The sequence below is a fragment of the Methylobacterium sp. Leaf85 genome (assembly GCF_001422125.1).
GTDB lineage: Bacteria > Pseudomonadota > Alphaproteobacteria > Rhizobiales > Beijerinckiaceae > Methylobacterium > Methylobacterium bullatum.
Window position 1 is genome coordinate 23,521 of record NZ_LMME01000006.1, and the last position, 18,542, is coordinate 42,062.

The 18,542-nt window shown below is 67.1% G+C and carries 16 protein-coding genes and 1 tRNA gene; 1 reads left to right on the plus strand and 16 read right to left on the minus strand.

The features are described from left to right. Positions 1-29: 29 nt before the first annotated feature. The 5 genes from ASF08_RS06065 to ASF08_RS06080 all read right to left on the minus strand — a co-directional run bounded on the left by ASF08_RS06065 (position 30) and on the right by ASF08_RS06080 (position 2,586). Complete coding sequence (locus tag ASF08_RS06065; RefSeq protein ID WP_056142609.1) at positions 30-440, minus strand: hypothetical protein; 411 nt, start codon at positions 438-440, stop codon at positions 30-32. A gap of 543 nt (positions 441-983) precedes the next feature. Next, the gene (locus ASF08_RS06070) at positions 984-1,250 is read right to left on the minus strand and encodes a hypothetical protein (protein WP_056142612.1); all 267 of its coding nucleotides are present in this window, start codon (positions 1,248-1,250) and stop codon (positions 984-986) included. Between the two features lie 61 nt (positions 1,251-1,311). After that, on the minus strand, positions 1,312-1,461 hold the full coding sequence (locus tag ASF08_RS24585; RefSeq protein ID WP_156629478.1) for a hypothetical protein: 150 nt from the start codon (positions 1,459-1,461) through the stop codon (positions 1,312-1,314). Between the two features lie 58 nt (positions 1,462-1,519). Then, the gene (locus ASF08_RS06075; protein ID WP_156629479.1) at positions 1,520-2,065 is read right to left on the minus strand and encodes a hypothetical protein; all 546 of its coding nucleotides are present in this window, start codon (positions 2,063-2,065) and stop codon (positions 1,520-1,522) included. A gap of 56 nt (positions 2,066-2,121) precedes the next feature. Next, positions 2,122-2,586, minus strand: a complete 465-nt coding sequence (locus ASF08_RS06080) for a hypothetical protein (RefSeq protein WP_056142618.1) — start codon at positions 2,584-2,586, stop codon at positions 2,122-2,124. A gap of 963 nt (positions 2,587-3,549) precedes the next feature. On the opposite strand from ASF08_RS06080, the gene ASF08_RS24590 reads away from it, so the two are divergent. Further along, a tRNA-Cys gene (locus ASF08_RS24590) sits at positions 3,550-3,631 on the plus strand. A 42-nt stretch (positions 3,632-3,673) separates the two neighbouring features. Here ASF08_RS24590 and ASF08_RS06085 read toward each other — a convergent pair. The 11 genes from ASF08_RS06085 to ASF08_RS25155 are packed head-to-tail and all read right to left on the minus strand — an operon-like array spanning position 3,674 to position 18,454. Beyond that, positions 3,674-3,937, minus strand: a complete 264-nt coding sequence (locus ASF08_RS06085; RefSeq protein WP_056142620.1) for a hypothetical protein — start codon at positions 3,935-3,937, stop codon at positions 3,674-3,676. Between the two features lie 12 nt (positions 3,938-3,949). Further along, entirely contained in the window at positions 3,950-4,696 is a 747-nt protein-coding gene (locus ASF08_RS06090; RefSeq protein WP_056142622.1) for a hypothetical protein, read from the minus strand. Then, positions 4,693-5,277, minus strand: a complete 585-nt coding sequence (locus ASF08_RS06095) for a hypothetical protein (RefSeq protein ID WP_056142631.1) — start codon at positions 5,275-5,277, stop codon at positions 4,693-4,695. The genes ASF08_RS06090 and ASF08_RS06095 overlap by 4 nt, the downstream gene beginning before the upstream one ends. Positions 5,278-5,279: 2 nt before the next feature. Beyond that, positions 5,280-7,337 (minus strand): FAD-dependent oxidoreductase, encoded by a 2,058-nt coding sequence (locus tag ASF08_RS06100; protein WP_056142635.1) that lies wholly within the window; start codon positions 7,335-7,337, stop codon positions 5,280-5,282. After that, positions 7,337-9,304, minus strand: coding sequence for a hypothetical protein (locus ASF08_RS06105; RefSeq protein WP_056142638.1), 1,968 nt, complete (start codon positions 9,302-9,304; stop codon positions 7,337-7,339). Before ASF08_RS06105 ends, ASF08_RS06100 begins: the two co-directional genes overlap by 1 nt. Next, positions 9,301-12,864, minus strand: coding sequence for a host specificity factor TipJ family phage tail protein (locus ASF08_RS06110; protein WP_056142646.1), 3,564 nt, complete (start codon positions 12,862-12,864; stop codon positions 9,301-9,303). The genes ASF08_RS06105 and ASF08_RS06110 overlap by 4 nt, the downstream gene beginning before the upstream one ends. After that, on the minus strand, positions 12,861-13,268 hold the full coding sequence (locus ASF08_RS06115) for an NlpC/P60 family protein (protein WP_056142649.1): 408 nt from the start codon (positions 13,266-13,268) through the stop codon (positions 12,861-12,863). Before ASF08_RS06115 ends, ASF08_RS06110 begins: the two co-directional genes overlap by 4 nt. Beyond that, a complete protein-coding gene (locus ASF08_RS06120) occupies positions 13,268-13,768 on the minus strand; it encodes a DUF1833 family protein (protein ID WP_056142652.1) in 501 nt (166 codons plus the stop codon). The genes ASF08_RS06115 and ASF08_RS06120 overlap by 1 nt, the downstream gene beginning before the upstream one ends. Beyond that, positions 13,765-14,238 carry a hypothetical protein gene (locus tag ASF08_RS06125; protein ID WP_056142655.1) on the minus strand — a complete coding sequence of 158 codons (474 nt, stop codon included), beginning with the start codon at positions 14,236-14,238 and terminating at the stop codon, positions 13,765-13,767. Before ASF08_RS06125 ends, ASF08_RS06120 begins: the two co-directional genes overlap by 4 nt. Continuing rightward, positions 14,235-18,194, minus strand: coding sequence for a phage tail length tape measure family protein (locus tag ASF08_RS06130; protein ID WP_056142665.1), 3,960 nt, complete (start codon positions 18,192-18,194; stop codon positions 14,235-14,237). Before ASF08_RS06130 ends, ASF08_RS06125 begins: the two co-directional genes overlap by 4 nt. After that, positions 18,191-18,454 carry a DUF1799 domain-containing protein gene (locus ASF08_RS25155; protein WP_056142667.1) on the minus strand — a complete coding sequence of 88 codons (264 nt, stop codon included), beginning with the start codon at positions 18,452-18,454 and terminating at the stop codon, positions 18,191-18,193. The genes ASF08_RS06130 and ASF08_RS25155 overlap by 4 nt, the downstream gene beginning before the upstream one ends. Between the last annotated feature and the right edge of the window lie 88 nt (positions 18,455-18,542).

The following is an 18,542-nucleotide window of genomic DNA, read 5'->3' on the forward strand; positions in this document are numbered from 1 at the left end:
ATGCCCCGGACACGTGTCCCACTCGGCAGTCAGCCGGCTATGGCGAGGGGCTTTGCTGCCTGCGCTTCTCTCTCCCGGCGCAGCTTGGCGCGCATCCGGCGAATAGTGCGACCATGGACCCCGAGCTTGATAGCAAGCTCCGCTTCTGAGAGGTCACTACGCGCCACTACATTCAACTGATATCGATGATAGAGCGCGACATTCGAAGCCTGCCCGACAGGTATATCGATGTACAGCCCACCAATGCCTGTCGCAACGAAATCAGCCAGCCTGTCGGCAATAGAGCGACCTAACTCTTTCACTAACCGACTATCGTCTTTCGGTTTCGCTGGCACATAGAACCGTGTCCCACCAAAGCGACCCATGACGATATGTGCATCGTCCTCGCCTACCGCGCCGATCAGCTCCTCGGCTTTCATGTAATAGGACGAGCCTGTCATGTCGGTTCTTCCGTGCCGACGCGGCACCTTCGAACGGACGTGCCATGATCCACGGCACAATGAAGTCTCTAGGTTTTTACCCTGTTTTGCAGTCTTCGGCGGATGCAGAGCATTTGCGGCCGCCCGGCCCATGCCGCCCGATCCTCGAGCGTCGATTTTGAAGCGTCATTGAACGCCGTGGGCGGGCGCTTCAGCCTCGGGACCGGGGACAGAGCCTCAACCAGCCAAATGAGTCTGTACGGGCTTCTGAGGCGATTTCGGGAAAGGGGTCGCCGAGGGGGTACGCCACCTTCCCCGTTTCAGCACAGCCCGCTACCAGGGCGGGATTGCACAGCCGAATGAGCGAGATTTCTCGGGCCTCGGCGACCTTTTCGATATAGGGCCGCCGAGGGGGTACGCCACCTTCCCCGTAAGAGCAGCCCGCCCGGAGGCGGTACGCCCAACTGGACCTGCGAATTTCCCAGCTGTCACGGCGGCCTTGGATCGCAGTATTCCCGCCGAGGCCGATGCGCGCAACCCGTCTCGGTTGCGTCATCGGATCGTCTATTCGGTGCGGGATGGATCGGGGCAGCTGTCGTACCCATGCTCGGCGTCGAGCCGGTCAAGCGCGGCGTGCCAATCAGCCGTGATCTGCTGATAGCTTCTCTCGCATTCCCTGGCGATCGAGGCCTGTAGCTCACTGACCGTGCCGGAAGCATTCATGCGCGAGACGTAGAGCCGGTTGGCCTCGATCATCCGTTTCAGGGCTGTCTTCATCAGCTCATAGCGACCGAGTAGGTGCTCATAGCTCGCCTCGTCATCGTCCGACATGCTTGCCTCCAAAATGGAAAAGCCCGCCCGGACCTGTCGAGGTCCGCGCGGGCCGGTTATCCTATCCGAGCCTTAGCTCCACCAGCGTCACCGCCGCCTCTTCCTCGCTCGGCACGCCAACCCCATCGGGAAGGTGGCGCGGTAGCTCGGCCCAAGCTCGCGCGAGGTCGCCGCGCGCCGTGCCCTTCACCAGCCGCATCAAGGGCAGCACCCACCCTGGCACGACGTTGGATGATGGCTCGAATTTGGGCGCCCTCCGTTCTCGGCCATCAGGACTGAACATTCGCGGCTCCCGTGTCGCGGAGCATCTTCACGAACGCTTGAAACGTCCGCATCGGCGGCATTGGAACGAGGGTCGGCAGGCCCTGAGGGATGATGATGACATCGAAGCCGAACTCTTCGATGCACCGGTCACGGATGCCGGACGCCGCAAGGCGCGGTTGCGCAATCATCAGCTTGACGATGTAGGCACGCACGCGACCACCCTCGGCCATGGACAGAACGCCCTTGCCGAGGCGAGCGCACCGCCGGTCGTTCGCCTGGACGGCTGCGACGGCCGGCTTGTACCGCGCCTCGTAAGCCACGATCGCCTCGACGGGCAGGCAGGTATAGTGAACCTCGATACCGGCCTCTGCCGTGCCGGCCGGAGCCCGCCACAGATGGCGCGGGCCGATCTTCCTGACCTCATCGATCATTCGGGCCGCATGCATGTCTGACTTCGGCACCCCTGGTAGCTTCTGATCGGAAATGTCCCTGGCGGTCAGCCATGGATTGAAGCCCGAACGGGCGGGCAGGCCCTGATCTGATGTACGCATTACACACTCTTTCCAGAACAGAGACGGGCGCGGCGGACAGGCCGCGCCCTTGCCGATCAGCCGACAGCGGCCACCCGAGCTGCTTCGCCGCGAAGCTGGCCAATCATGCGCTCGATCGCGGAGCGCTTCATGTTCATAGCGGCGGCGATGACGGCGGGCTCATTGCCCGCGTTGGTGCTGGATAGGAGGAATTCGCGGCGCAGCTGTTTCGCGCGCTCGGACAGGTCGCCATCCTGCAAAAGCTGTTTCTCGCCGGCCTTGGAAGCGTCCAGCTCTTCGACCGTCTCGCGCACCCTGTGCACCAGGCCAAAGAGTATATCGACCTGGTTATCGAGGAGGTTGGTAACGCCGCACATCTCTTCCTGCGCCCACGGGCTCTCCGGGCTGGCAAGGGTATGGCCGAGCATGGCTGAGAAGCCACGAAGGCTGTTCGTGACTTCGGCCAGCACCTCAGCGAGCGGCGCGCCCTGCTGAAGGCTTGTCGGAACGACGTAATGCGAATGTCTGAAGCTGTTGGACATGATCGGGCTCCTGATCGCTTTTGAAGGCGAAGCCCTCGCGGTCGGCGCGAGGAGCCGGGAGTTCAAAACCGCTCAGGAACGGCACCGCGATCTTTAGGCCGAAGCCCTGGACATGCACCGCAGTCTCCCGGCCGCTGGTCGCGACCGACCGGCATCGCGCGCAAACACTGCGCTCGATCGACCGGGTATGAAAAAAGCGCCGTTCGGGCCGGTTACCCGACCTTGGTGGCGCTGACCGCCTGATGGAGTTTTGAAGCTCCATCCACAGCTATATCCCGGCGTCAGAGTCCTGCCAAGCCGTGCGTGCGCAACGGGGTTAGCGAATTGCTTCCATGGCGCAGACCGGCGCCGCCGGCCCTGCTCAGGATCAAGTTGCAAACTCTGCAACTTGATTTCCACCGTAAAAACCTTGGACCGGGTTGCCGGGCTAATGGCTACATTGACAGGGGCAGCTTCATTAGGTCTATAATCATAACTCGGCGCCGTGGAAAGCCACTGTCTCAACCCTTGTTGCCCTGCTGGAATACGGGGTGAGACAGTGCGCTGACCGTCCCACCTGCTTAGGCAAGGGCGGTATAGCTGGTTTTGACTAAGTGATTCATGGGATTAGCTTTTCGCCGCAAATTGCCTGGGTTCTTTGCAGGCCGGCAAACGTCCCACCTGAGACGAACCTGGGAAATAGGGTCGTTTTAGATCAACGACTTAGGCTTGAAGCCCCGCATTGATTGCCGATTTTTGCGACATTTGAACCTGCGGTGCCGAAACGGAAATTTCCCCCCGTAACCGCCCGCTAAACCCCTGAAATGTCGATCCGATTTCACCTAGTCCCGGAAAATCCCGCCTATTCCCGGATGCGCTATTTGAACCTGCGGGTTACACCATCGTTCTCCGACGTGCTACCATCCGACCATCAGTGCGGCGGCGGGGATGGACCCGCAGGTGCCTTCGTCAGGCATCGTCCAAGGCGGGGTAGGCGAGTTAAGCGTCAGCCGCCGCAGACACGACGTGCGGTGTACGTGGGTATGTTCGAACCCCACCCCCGCCAGGAGCCGGTATCAAGCCCGGCCCGCACTGACCGATCTAGCCCTCAAAGAGCCGATCCTTCGGCGGCGGCGGCCTCGGTCAACTCCATGTGGGTCAGGACCACGTCGTCGTCCCACCAGGCCGCACAGATGCCCTGGATCTTCTCCGGCAGGGCCGAGAGATCCTGGCCGGGCTCGTAGCTCTCCGCGAAAGTCCGGGTGAACTCCTCGCCCTCGATGACGACGCGACGGATGCCGACCACGCTGACGATGCCGGTGCTCCCGAGGGTGACCGACGAAATCTCTCTTGAGACGGTGTTCTCTGCCATGGCGGCGGCTCCTTATGCGGCGGCTTTGTAGAAGCCCTGGAAGGGCAGCGTGTAGGCGACGCCCGGTGCGAACTGGCCAGTCGATACCTGGGAGCTCTGGGCGCTGTTGGCGCTCTTCGAAGCCAGGACCGCCAGGGTGCTGAGGCCGGCATTCGTGGCGAGGTAGAGGGCCGTCCCGTTGTTGGCGAAGGTCAGCGGGGACGACGGCACGCAGTTGATCAGTGCGCGCGGGGCGGTGGCGTCGGCCGCGAACGGCAGGCCGGTGAGCAGGATCTGGCCGCTCGTGGCGGCCGAGATGTACTTCCATGTCACCGATCCGTCCGTGATCGATGCCGCCGTACCGGTCGGCCCGCCGGTGGAGGCGGTCGTGCCGGCGGCGGTCGCCTCGTAGACGTTGCCGACGTTCGTCCGGCGCGTGCCGACCGTCGTGACCGTCGAGCCCGTCCAGGCGGTGGCGGTGTAGGTCAGGGTGATCGAGGGCGTGCCCGCGATATCCACCCGCTTGCCCCGCTTCTCGAAGATGCAGGACGCGCCGGTGATGACCGATGTCATGTCGCCCAGGACGGTCGCCGTGACGCCGAGCGTCCAGGTCGCGTCGCGGATGTAGTCTTCGAGCTGGGGCGCGCCGGCGGCGTCGTAGTACAGCCCCTTGTTGGCCGCCGGCACGAGGCCGCCGAGGCGGCCGAAGCGGACGTCGTCGCCCGCCGCCACGGTGTTGGGGCCGGTGCCGAACTTCATCGGATCGGGAACGACGGTCATCCTGTCACCTCAAGCGCGCCCGTGGGGTAGAACCATTTCGGCATGGCCCAGACGCCGACTTCGAAGGTCAGATCCTCGGGCACGGTCGGAACCCACCAGATGTTCACGACCCGACGAAACATGCTGTCGAGAGCGAAGCGCTTGCTGAAGCGCGGGCGCCAGTCGGAATAGTCCTGGGTCGACGGGATGAGCTCTGTCTTCGGATCGGCGTAATCCGAGAGGTAGAGCCCGCCACGCAGCGCGGTCGGCTGCTTCGAGAAGAGCTTGAAGGAAGCCCTATCGAAGTCGACGGCGTCCATGCCGCCGAAGATCTGGAAGGGCTGGATGCCGCCGGCCCCGTTGATCGTGGCCTTGGCGATCTCGAAGACGGCGGGCTTGACCCGGAAGCCGGTGTTGCCGTGCCGGCCGGACGGGTCGTCGATCTCCATGCCCTGGTTCTCGATGAACTCGCTGGCCCGGAAGCTCTCGCCCGAGCCGCTGACACCGTAGCCGAAGCCGCCGTTCCACTGGACGCGGCCCGATCCCGAGCCCGAGCCGCCTCCGGCGCTGGAACGCCGCCCGCCAGATACGCTGAAGCTCATGATCAAGCCGCCTTCGGGATGGAGAGGGGAGCGCCGAATTCCAGGAGAACCGGCAGCAGCTGGGTTTCGTAGTCGAGGTCGCCGACGTAGATCCCGAGCTGATCGGCAAGCCCGAGAGCCAGGCCGCCGGCGTAGCCGATATTCATCGTGGCGAGCTCGATGCGGCTGGTGATCCAGCCCATGAAGGTACCGGAGATGGCACGGAGCACCACGAGGTTGGGGCATTCCAGGCGCGCCGGCAGGATCGAGCCCCATTTCATCATGGCGACGCGGGTGTCTTCGACGCCCGCAAGGCCGGAGCCGCCCGCGAAAGCGATGTTGCCGTTGTCGTTATGCGACCGCGTCACGTGGTGACTGTCGAAATGCGGATAGCCGTAGGGCGTGATCGGCTGATCGACGCCGGCTTCCGAGGTCGGGAGGATGACGTCGCGGAAGGTCTGCTCGGCCCGTCCGCTGATGCGGCGACCCTGGCGCTTGTAGAGGGTCGGAGACATGCCCGGCTGGAAGAAGCGGTGCTTCTTCCAGGTCACGCGCGTGCCGTCCGCGATCGCCGCACCATCGCCCGATGGCCCGGTGATGACGGTCGCCGTGTCGCCGGCCGGGCGATAGGCGGTCGGCGCCGTGGGGGTCACGAGGCCGATGTATTTCCAGGTCACCGTGCCATCGGTGATCGAGGCCGTCTTACCCGTTGGGCCACCGCTCGCGGCGGAGGTGCCCACGGCAGGCTCGCCGGGCGCCGGGACAGGCACGGCCGTGACCTGGTAGCGATTGAGCCCGTTCGAGCTCTTGTCCCCGACCCTGTAGCTCGTGCTGCCGGTCCAGGCGGGCGGAGCGAAGGTGGTGTAGGCCAGACCGTCGTCATCCACGATGCCCGTGACTTCGTAGATGTACGGCGCCTTGAAGCGCCGGGTGCCCATCTGGACCGTCTCCCCGGCATTCCAGCCGGGGAAGGTGAAGACGCCGGGGATCAGCCCGTAGCGCTTGGTGTCGGCCACCATCGCCGGCAGGGCGTCGGCCCATTGCTGATCGACGCAGATCGTCTTGAACAGGCCCAGGCACCACAGGATGTATTCATCCTTGCGCACCTCGCGCCCGGCCCAGGTCAGCGCGTACCATTCCAGGAAACCGCCGACATCGTTCGAGCCGATCTGCAGCAGCCCCCCGTTGTTCATGTCGGTTTCGAGGAAGGCGCCGCCGGGCTGGAATGGGTCGCCGCTGATGCTGCCGGGGATCTTGGTGTAGCCCTTGGCAACCGCGATCTTCAGGAAGGTGTCGTACTTGCGCGGATCCCAGCCCGGCAGGTCCATCGTGCCGAACTTGATGCTCCCCGCGGTCGTGGTGACCAGGATCCGCATGTTGTTGGCCATCTCGCGAAGGTCGGCCCGCCCCTCGCGCTGGTACGGCTTCGGGTAGATGTTGGGCAGGCGCTCGCCATACTCGTCGAAGGCCTTGGCCGGGGTCTCCACGCCGGGACGCACGCCATTCGTCGGCTCGCCGGAGGACATGACGCCCTCGCGCCCCTTGCGGGTGACGCAGACCTTGGCGGCGATGTCGCCTTCGTCACCGCAATCGCCGGCATTGCTGCAGGCGATCTTGATGACCCTGCGCTCGGCCGTCGAGGCGTCGATGAAGGTGAAGCCCGTGATGGGGAACGGGAAGAACGGGCTGCGCACGACGTCGAGAAGCTCGTGCTCCTTGAGGACAGTGAACTTGCCCCGCGCCCGCTTGCCGCCGGAGGCCGGGACGCGCTCGGCGAACCGGTTCAGTTCGGAGGTGAAGATCGCGCGCGCGGTGGCGTTGTCCGGGAAGTAGTAGATCGTGTTGGAGAGACCGATCGCCGTCCCGGCCGCGAGGAGGAACTTCAGCGCCCAGCCCCAATGGATCGGCGTCTTGGTGTCGCCGCTCCAGGTACCCTGACGGTCGGTCTGTCCGAGGCCAGTCAGGGCCATGGCCCCATCGACATAGCTCGGCTCTACGCCGATCACGTCCGCGCCGACTTCGCAGGCGGCAAACCCCGCCGCATAGGCGGTCGTATTCAGAGGGTAGAGGAGGACGGTCATCAGGCGGCCCCTCCGGCGGCGACCAGCTCGGCGCGGATCACGGCGTTCACGTCCACCACCGGCTTGAAGAGCTCGTAGAGCCGCCTCATCGCGGTAGTGTCGTCGTTGTAGCCGGCGCCACACATGGCGAGGGTAAGCGGCAGTTTCGACGCTGACTGAACGCCGCCCGCATTCGGAACGGCGAGGAGTTTGAGCGTCCCGCTTGGAGCGGCGGCCGTTGGTCGGGCGATCGTCTGCCCGACCTTCACGCCATCGACGAACTGGTTGTAAGTCCCGGCATCGACGCGGTTGAACGCGATCATCCGACCGGGCGCCGAGGGCAGATCGTCTCGCCCGCCGCCGGTGCGCACGCCGCCCTTCGTCGCCGTGAGGTTGGACGACAGGTAATAGTTGATCGAGTTGGCCATCTGGATGCCGTCCGGATCCAGGGCCGTGCTCCCGGCCATGCAGAGCATGAAATGGCTGTTGGGGTCGAAGCTGAGGAGATCCACCGTCTGGCCGGTCTCGACGTGGGCGTCCACGCCACCACCCCTGATGAAGGCGTGGGGTGTCGTGATGAGCCCCGTCGTGCCGCGATTGAAGGTGAGCCGCGGACCCTCCGGGTTGAAGAGGTTGATCGCGTCGTTTTCCTCAAAGGCGCCGGTGCAGTAGAGGAAACGGGCCTTCTTGTTGATGAGATTGCCGGTGTCGGCACCGTTCAACGCGGTGCGCATGGCGGCGCGGAAGCGCTCGTCGACATCCTGGCGCGGCCAGTAGCTCATCATGTCGTCGCCGAAGAGCTTGTACTTCGTATAGTTTTGGGTCAGCCGCGTGATCTCGACGGTCACGGTGCACGGCATCGAGCTGATGAGCGAGATCGGCGCCGTCGCCCCGAGCTTCCCGAACTTGATCCGCCCGCTGCCACCGTCCTGGGCCAGCACCGAGGGCGTGCTCAGATCGAGGGTGGCCCTGTTGTAGGTCGCGCAGGCCGCGATGTCGGCGCCTGCCGACTGCCAGTTGATCTCGACCATGTTCGGGTCGGCCCCGACGAGCACATGGGACTTGGTGTCCACATTGATGGTCTCGAAGGTCGTATAGACGTCCGGATTGAACATCTTCTTGAAATCCTTGAAGGTGATTTTCTGGGAGGCACCGTTGACGTCGAAGCCGAGGAGGGCCGTGTCCGGGATCGTGCTGGCCAGCACGCCGGCCTCGATCAGGGAGGCCAGGGTGATCCGGTCGCGATACTCGACGCCGTAGACGTTGAGGGCGCCGGTCGTGCCGCTGTTGCTGACAACCGGGCGGATGTCCGTGGTGCCCTCGGGCATATCCCGCGTGCCGACACCGGGGGTGCGGGACACCAGCACGCGATAGGTGATCACGTCGTCGGCGAAGGTCAGGGCCGTTGCCGGCATGGGCACGGAAGCGAGGGCGTTGCCCTGCGCGTCGAAGCCTCGGATTTCGATCCCTGGCACGTTGTTGGCGGCCACCGGATCGTTGACCGGCCGGGAGAGCTCGAAGGCGATCTCGACGGTCCGATCCTTATCGAGGTGGATCAGGACATCAGGCCCCGCGAACCCGTTGCCGGTGATCCGTAGCGCCTTGCCTCCCGGCCCACGAACGATGCTGAAGGCTCCGCCGAGGGTCAAAGGCGTCACGTCGGCGGGCGAGCTGGCGACGTTGGTCGTCCAGGTCCGGGGCGCATCGCCGGGTCGGGACGAGTAGCGGGTGTTCTGCAGGTCCGCCACGTCGAGGACGAGGCTGGTGTTTCCGACCCCGGTGAAGCTCTCAACGGCCTTCAGCCGGTTGTCGAAGCCGGTGAACGACGCCGTGATGTTGGTGTTCGCGGTCTCCAGGTTCTGGACGCGCTGGAAGAGCGCGGTGTGCCTCACCGGTCGCCCATCGGCCTCGAAGGCGAGGAGGGACGTTCCGACCCCGGCCGCAAGGTTGAGCGCGAAGATGCGAAGGTCGAGGGTGCGTTCGATCACGAAAGGCTCCGTCCATATCCCGACGCGATGAAATCGACGGTCCGGGCGACGCCGGTGCCGGCGCTGTTTCGGATGGTGAGGGTGAACCCGGAGGCGCTCCGGGCGGTGATGACGGCGCGATCGCCGTCGACGAAGTCGCGGCCGGTGACGACGACGGCCGGTTCGGCGATGAACTTCGCGTCGAAGACGATGGCAGCGCCGGCGGCCGGGATCGGAACCGCGTTGCCGACCTCGTTGCGGGCGGCGGCCTCGGCCTTCAGGCCGATCAGCTCGATCGCCGGCGTGATCGCGGTGCCCAGGCTCCCCAGCCGGACCCGGACGCGGCAGGCGCGGGCGGTGACCTCACCGGGCACGAAGGGCGCCCAGCCCGACCACGTGGCATCGGCGGAGACCGGCGCATCGCGCGTCGTGCTGATCTCCAGGCCGGCGGCCCAGGCCGTCTCCTCGACGCCATAGATGTCGGGTCCGGCGCCGATCAGGCCCGACAAATCGAGCCCATGGGCCAGGAGGCTGCCCGAGAGGGTGCATGTGGAGACGCTTCCGAAATCCAGCGTCCCGGCCAGCTGGTAGAAGCCGGAGGCCGGCAGCGCGCCGCCAGCGGTCGCGGCGAGGCGGACTGCGCCGAATTCCTCGACCGTGCCGGAATGCGTGCCCTCGAAGGGCGCGAGGTCGTAGATCTCAGCCACGCTCCGGCCGCCGGCCGGGCGGCCGGTGACGACGAGGGTCGCCGTCGCGGCCGAGTAGAGGCCGCCACCGTTGACGAACTTCGCCAGATAGGTGCCGGTCGCGTAGGGCACGGACAGGGCGGTGCCGTCCGCGCGGCTGTCGAGCACGGTGGCGGCGTCCCAGGTCGCGCCCGTGGTCGCCGCCGCCCGGCGCAGCTCCAGCCGCGCGGCGGGCTTCTCCGGGCCGCTCCAGCCGAACACGGCGCGGTCGCCGACGAACGACACGGTCAGGCCGCTGACGTCTTCCGGCGGCCGGGTGAAGCCGGCGAGGATCTGCGACGTGGCGGTCCAGTCGGAGACCGTGTCGTCCGCGAAGAACGCCCGGACCCGGAAGGCGTAATCGCCGGCGGTGAGGCCGCTCCAGGTGTAGCGCCGCAGGAGCGCCGCCACCGTGATCGCAGCCCCGAAGGTCGTGTCGTCGGGGGCCTTCAACGCCACTTCAAAGCGGGTGATGGTCGGGATCGCCCGCGCCATCTCCCACGTCATGGTCGCCGCCGGCGTGAACGCGGCGCCGGAATAGGTCTGGTCCTCGAAGATCTCGGAGATGCTCGGCTCGCGCTTCCCGTCGAGAGGGGACGCGGGCTCGACGATCGGCGGGATCGGCCGGCCGGCGGCCTCCGCGATCTCCGGCGCGTCGGCTACCAGGATCAGGGTCGCGGCGAGTTTCGCGGCGCCCTTGATCGTCTTCACGCGGAGGATGACGCTCTCCAATCCGGTCTCGCCGAACATGGCGAGCTCGCCAGCCTCCGGCACCTCACCCTCCCCGGAGAGCAGGAGCGCGTTCGAGGTGCCGGCCACCGTGACGACGTCCCTGATCAGCGAACCGTCCACGGACCGGAAGCGGCAGCAATACGTCTTGCCGTCGACCATCGTCACCGGCTCGTCGAGCCAGACGATGTTCTCGGCGACCTCGATCACCCGGCCGGATTTCAGGCCCCAGGACGGCACCGAGTGCGCCACGCGGACACGGTCGCCGCGTGTGCAGATCACATGCTCGATGTCGACATCGAGCGAGATCTCGTCGGGCCGGTATTCGAGCTGCGCCAGGTGGAAGTAGGCGTGCTTGGTGTTCAGGACGTGGTCGGTCTGGCCCGGAAATTCGGCTTCCTCGAACAGCGTCGCGTTAGTGGCGTCATAGCCCTCGCGGTAGACGACGATCTCGTCTTCGCGCCAGCCACGGTTCTCGTTGAGGAACTTGACCCGCAGGCCATGAGGCAGCCGCTTGTACTGGCGCTGCCAGCGGAAGTTTCGGGAGTTCCGAGGCGTGAAATGCTGGACGATCGGCGCGGTCGGATCGTCCCAGACCACGGACCACATGCCGTCGCGGAACACGACCGCCGCCCGGCCGGCAGAGCAGATATCCTGCGCCGTCGCCCGGATGCCCCGGCGCTCGACATGGACCTTGTTGTACTTCCAGCCATTCAGCACACAGTTGGCGTGCCAGGCCTGGATCGTCGGCCAGTCGATCCGCTTGTCTGCGACCGGCCGCGCGATCGCATCTCCCTGCAGGAGCCGGATGAGCGCGTCGGCCGGCCACTGGCTCGGCAGGTCGGGCTGCCAGGCCGCGCCGTCCCAGGCCTTCCCTCGCTTCGTCGCGACGACGTTGAAGTTGTCGATCATGCCGCTGAGCTGCGACGTCGCCTTGATCTTGAGGGTGATCTTGGCGCTCGGCTTCTTGAAGCTGACCGGCGGCCGGTTGCGATACGAGCGCAGGGCGGAGAACCCGGTGCCGCTGACGATGTTGGGCAGATCGTCGGTATCGGCGCTCAGCCGCCGAAGCCGGATATCGTACTGTCCGTCCGGGGCGGTACGCTCGACCTTCCTGCGCATCGTCTGGTTCTTCGCCCCGCTGAAGCGGACCGTCTGAACCGGCTGCCAATCCTCGGCATAAGCCACGGATTGCTCCACCAGCAGATCGACGTCGAAGGACACCATCGTGCCGTCCTTCTTCGTCTTGCTGATACCGTTGGGGGCGACCACGTCCACCGACCAGCCGGTGCAATTCTCGGAGGTGGCGCGGACGGTCGGCCCGTCGACCGCCTTGAGCTCGATGTTGTAATCCGTCTGGATCACCTGGCTCGGGTAAAGCTTCGAGGGCGGATCGTCCGGGTACCCGTAGCCGATCTCCACCTCGACCTCGCGGAAGGCGCTGATCGGCGTGTCCCCGATCTTCAGATCGGTGATGTCGAGGGGGCCGTAGCCGAGCTCGAACATGACGGTGAGATACTGATCATCGCCAACGATCTCGGTGTAGGCACTGGCGGCATAGCGCGGATAGACCCGCATCCGACCTTGCAGGAAGGGGATCGGCTCGTACTTCGTCGCGAGGTTCTGATTGCCGGCGATCGAGTAGACGGTGCCCTTGTTCTTCTGCGTGTCGACCGGGAAGAGGGCATTGATCAGGAGCGAGCCGGCGACCGCCACGGCGGCGGCAGCGAAGGTGGCGGCCGTCGCCCCGATGATCGGCGTGAGGTAGGGGGCGACGAAGGCCGAGATCACCGCGACCGCCAGCATCGCGAGGCTCTTCAGGACGCTGCTGCCGCTGCCCTGGGGGACGGCACGAAGCACGACGCGGGTGCCGGACTTGATCCGGACAGCGTTCCAGAGCGCCAAGGGAACCGGGTCGGTCTCGACCCACGCGGACAGGGCGCCGGCATAGCGGCCGTGGGCCGATTGGCTGACGGCGATGTCGACGATCTCGCGGATGCTGAGACCGGCCGGCAGGGTATGGATGTCCCGCGACGGCGACAGCGGATGGAGCGACGCGATCACCGTGATCGTGTCGGCCCGGCCGAGAAGCTCGCCCTGCAGCGGGGCACGGATCGGCGCGTTCATCGCAGCGCCTCGTGGCGATAGATGCCCTCGACGCGGCGGCCGAAACGCCCGAGCGTCAGGGGCTCGATGACGCTGGTCCGCCCCTCCGGGATGTGGAGCATCAGGCCGGGGCGCACGATGGTGCCGACGTGCCAGGGGTCGCCATAGAGGAGCACAAGGTCGAAGGCGCGCGCATCCTCGCGGTGGACGCGCTCGTAGGCCCCGCGACCGCCATCGATCAGATCCTGGATCGCGGCACGGTCCTGCGTCGTGGCATAGCCTTGGGCGTAGCTCGGAAGCTGGGTGCCCGCGCCTTGCCACATGGCAAGCCGATGCAGGCCCCAGCAGTCGCAGCCGGCGCGATCGCGGCCGTGGGCGAGCCAGTCGATCCCGACGAGATCGTCCCAGATGTTCTGCGCGCCCATCAGAACAACCCCCCGTGGCTGGCTGGGGTGAAGCTGTCGCAGGGGAAGGGTTCCTCGCCCTGTGCGTCGAGGGAGAGGCCAAGGGTGATCTGCGACAGCTCGCCGTCCGCCAGCACGAGGTCGAATTCCGGCCACTGGATCTCGACGAGGTCGGGCGTATCGAGGCTGACGATCTCGACGGTGACGATCGCAGGCTCGATGGTGGAGCGCAGGAGATCGACCGTCTCGCGGTTGATGCTCTCCAGGACGATCTGGATCGCTTCCGTCTTGCCTTCCTCGTCGTCGGGAAAGGTGAAGGCGAAATCGATGTAGAGGTACGTCTCACCACGGGACTTGAGGGCGTAGACGAGGGGGTCCACCGAGATCAGATCGCCCGGATGGGAGCTGGCACGGATCGGCTCGTCCAGATCCGGATGCGTGATCGTCATGAGGCCGACTTCCGTCAGCCCACTGTTCTCCACCAGTAGCTCGGCTTTGAAAGCGCGCGAGAGCGTCCTCATTGCGCATCCACCGAACTGAGGAGCGCATCGTTGAAGATCAGGTAGGCACCATTCCAGGTGATGTAGACGCCGCCCGGCGGTAGCGTCGGGGTGCCCGTGATCCAGGTTCCGGTCGGAAGGCTGACGAGGTCCAGCTCCACGGTCCAGAGATCGCCGGCAGGGTTACTCCAGCGCGGCATGGTCTCGTCGAACGTCACCAGGAGGTCGTAGCCCTCGCGGTGAGGGTCCGGGAACAGGAACGGCAAGCTGCCGTTGCGCAGGGTCTCGCGCACGAAGCCAATGCACTGGGCGCGCTGTGCGCCGCGCATCGTCATGGTGCCCTTCACCGGGTCGGCGACCGCCCGGAAACCTTCGCGCTGCTTGCCAGGCCCGGCCTCGGTCCGCGAGCGGACGCGACCATCGCCCATGCCCGCGTCGAAGCCGGGCCGGTCGAAATGCTGCGGCAGGGATGAGGGCCAGGACGGGATCATCCGCGCCTCACCAGCTGGCGCTGCAGACCGTAATGCTGCTCGAGCGCCTTCGAGGTCGCAGAGCCGGGCGTGCCGATCTCGGCCGCGTTCATCGCGCCGAAGATCAGATCTGTCCGCTCACCGCCGTTCCGGCCCCGAGAGCGCTTCTGGCTCTTCACCGGGCCGGCCCCGTGAATATGGACCTCCTGCCCGCCGCCGGCGGCCTGTGCAGGCATCGCGGGCTCGCCCCGGCGCTCACGCTCCGCCTGATAGGCCGCCGCCGGCGGAGCCGAGCCGTAGACGCCGCCCTCGGCGAAGGCCGGCAGGGGACGTTCGCCATTGTTGATCGTGTGGAGGAGCGAGAGGTTCTCCGATGTCGCCTTGGCGTTGACGACAAATTCGCCGTCCGAGAGCCGGGCGTTGATGCTGTCCGACGTGCTGGTCCCCGGCCCGCGAATGTGCCCGCCGGTGGCGGCCGTCACGGTCGGGGTTGCTGCTGCCGTGGCTGCGCCGGCACCGCTGCCTCCGCCGAACAGGCTGGCGATCGCGCCGAGGAGGCCGCCGCCACCGCCGCCCGAGCCGAGCGAATTCCCGACCTGGGATAGACCCTGGCTGGTCTGGCTCAACGGACCCGGCAGGGCCGTGAGGTTACCGGTGAGGCCGGTGAGGCTCTGCTGTGCCGTCGTGGTCGACGTGCTGAAGGATTGCAGCGAGGCGTCGAGGTTCTGGATCTGGGGCATCGCCGCAGTCGCAGTGGGCGCCGCCGGCGCGGCGGACGGCAGGGCCTTGTTGAACTTGTCGACGTAGCTGGAGCCGGAGGTGCCGAGGACGTCCTTCAGCCCCGCGCCCTGGGCGAGGGGCCGGCCGGTGAACCACACGGACGCCGCGTCGTCGGCGTTGCCGTATTTCGCGACCGAGCTACCGAATTGCTTGTTGAAGACGGCGTCCTGCGCGCCCTTGTCCTTCAGGAACTCGTCGGCCGTCAGGCTCTTTCCCAGCGCATCCTTCGTCCAGGACGGGATGTTGTTGCCCATCACCTGGTAGGCGCCATAGGCCCGGTCGCCGGACTTCGTGATGGGGCCAAGCGCACCGTAATTGCCCGCCGCGCTTCCGCTCTCTGTGGTCCGGATCGCGGCGGCATAGCGGGCGAGGTCGCCCTCCGAAGTCCCGGACTTGCCGGCCAGCCCCGCCGCGACGGTGGCCGCGCTCGGGACGTTGCTGTTCGCGGCGGCTCCCACCGCGCCGCCGGTCAGGCCCGCGATCGACCCGGTGAGGTTGACGACGCCGGCGCTGATCTGCGCGGTGGAGACCGCCTGCGCCTTGCCGAAGATGCTGCTGACGGCATCGCCGAACAGACCGCTTCCGGCCTTCCCTTCCTGACCCAACAGGTTGTTCACCAGCGGCGTCGAGACGGTGCGGTCGAAGATCCGCGACGACATGCTGTCGAGCGACGACGTGATGCCGTCGAGCGGGCTCTTGCCCTTCGACAGGTCGGAGAAGATCCCGGTGAGGCCGCTCCGGGCGCTCCCCCGGATGTCGTCCATGCCTCCGACGATCTCGCGCTGTTTGCGGAGAAGCGCCTCTTGCTCGGCGGCGATTTTGCCGAGCGCCCCCGCCTGAGCGTCGATCGCGCGGCGCAGGTTCTCCGTGATCGGCACGCCATCGGCGGTGTACTGGTTGATCAGCTGCTGTGCGGCTGCGGCCTTGGCGGCGGCTTCGGTCGAGGCACCGAACGCGGCCTCCTGGAGCTTCAGCCCGGCGACCTGTTCCCGGATCGCCCGGTCCGCCTCGCGCAACGGCCCGCCATAGGTCTCGATGTCGATGGCCTGGCGCTCGGCCGCCTTGGCCTTCTGGTTGTTGGCGACCGCCGGGAGATTGCCCTCGGATGCCTTGTCGATGTCGACGTATTTCGCATCGAGCTCGGCGATCCGGCGCTGGTAGGCGGGTAAACCGGCGGCGGCGGCCGTGGCGGTGGAGCCGCGCAGGCGGTCCTGGCTGTCACGCGTCGACTGCGCCATGACGGCGGCGCGGGCGCCTTCGATCTGCCGGCGCCGCTCGTCGGCGCTCATGGCCTGCCCGGCCAGGTCCAAGCGCTTCTGCTCTTCGGCGATAGCCGCCCTCTCGGCCGCCGTGCGCGCCTCGATCGACCGGATCGTCAGCTCTTGTGATTTCCGAGCCCGCTCCTCGGCCGAGATCGTGGTTTCGATCGCGCCCTTGGTGGCCTCGATCGCCCCAACGAGCCCCTGGCGGGCGCTCGCCGACATGCCGGAGAGGGCGTCGAGGTCGCCCTGCGCCTTCTTCAAAAGCTCCAGGCGGTTGGTGAGGGTTTCGGCCGCCTCGATCTGTGGCCGGACCGCGAAGACCGCCCCCTGGTATTGCTGCGACCGCTCAGCCGCAGCCTTGATGCCCGGCGCAGCCTCCTCGTCGTTCAACTGCTGTTGAAGGCGATCCCGCTCCGCACGCTTGCCGGCCGTGATTGCCGCGGCACGCTGCTGGGCCAGGTCTGGGCCACCGCCGATCACAAGCCTGCGCTGGCTTGCCGCCTCGGCGGCCTTGAGCTCTTTCTCGGCCGCGTCGAGCTGCTCTTTCGTCGTGCCGGATCGTAAGGGGGCGACCACGTATGCGGCTGCAGCCTCGGCGGCGCTCGCAACCTTGTTCCAAGCGGCCGCCCATAGGCCTGTCTTGGCCGCCGCCGCTTCCAGGTCGGGCGCGAATGCGCGAACAGTGACCCGGATGGCTTCCTGCCGGTTCCCCTGTTCCGTGAGCGTCTTGATGTAGCGCTGGGTCGAGGCATCGAGCCCGCCGACGCGTGCATCCAGTTCGGCTGCGCCCTTCACCGGCTCGGAGAAGATCCGCGCGAGATCCGCACCGGCCGCATCGATGTCCTTGCCGAACATCTTGGCGTAGCCGGGCGCCAGCGCTCCCACCGCTCCGATGTTGGAGACATCGATGTTGCCGGCGGCGGCGATCTGGGTCGCGACGCCCCGGCCTTCGCCTACAGACAGCTTTCCGCTGGCAGCGAGGCTGGCGCCGATCGCGTTGATGTCGGCCACGGTGGCCCGCGACTTCGCGCCGATGCCGGTGAGGCCCTTCTCGATCGCATCCTGGGAATTCGACCAGGAGATGCCGAGCGCCGCCACCGTGACGCCGAGGCCGACGAAGCCGCCGGCGAGGAGCCGCACGGGCGTGAGGATGCTGGCCGCTCCGGACGCGACCGCCTTCAGGCCGCCGGCGATGCCGCCGGGCGCATCGGCAAGGACTTGAACGATCTGCGGTCCCTGTTGCGCCAGGAGCATCAGCGGCGACGCGCCAGAGAACCCCGACGAGAGGATGTCGCCACCCTGGTATCCGAGGTTCTGCCACTGATCGCGGCGCAGGCCGGCCTGCGGCGGGCGGCGCTCCGGCGGCAGCGGCGGGATCGGTGGCGACGGCGCCGGCGGGACGAGTTGCGGCCGAGGCGCGGTAGGGACGGGCCCGGGCAGAACGGCCGGGGCGACGGCGCCAGGCGCGCCCGGGCGCGCGGCGGCCTCTCCGGCCTCGCGGATGGTCCTGGCCGCCGTGGTGGATTTCGCGGCGGCGTCCTGGAGGGCGAGGCCAAGGCCGTTGACGGCTGCGGTGGCACCCTGCGCCCCCGCTTCGAGCCCGCCCACGGCCGCGACGGCGCTGGGGACCGGACGGACTGCCGGAGCGGACGGCGTCGCCGGCGATGGCGCTGGCGCAGTGGATCCCTGCGGCACCGCCGGGGGACGGGCCGGCGGGACAGCGGCTGGGCGAGTGACCGCGCCGGTGGCGCCGGTGCGGGCGGCAGCACCGGCCGCGTCGGCCGCATCCTTGATCCCCTTCGCGGCGGTGGAGGATTTCGCGCCGGTGGCCTGTACCGCGCCGCCGAGATCGTTGACGGCGGCGGTCGCCTCCTCTGCGCTCGCGGTGAGCGAGCTGGCATCGCCGGTGATGCGGACGGCAAGCTGCAGCGTCATGCCCGCACCTCGTTGAGGATCGGCAGGGCCTGGCCCTCCATCCACATCACGTCGGCAAAGAGGGCGTCATGGTCGGCGCCGGGCGCGAGGCGGCGCATCACGACCTCCACGGCGACATAGTCGAGGCCGGCGTAGAGGAGCGCGCCGGGCAAGATGATGTGGTGCCATTGCGTGGCGCAGGCTCTGAAGAGGCAGAAGGCTTTCCAGTTGACATCCCAGACCTCGATCGCCGCCTCGCCGGGAGCATCCCCGCCGGGCAAGGCCTCGGCAGGAATGCCGAGCGCCGCGAATTGCCGTCGTGTGTCGTCGTCGAGGGCGGCGACCGCCGCCGGATCGGCCCGGCCGGTC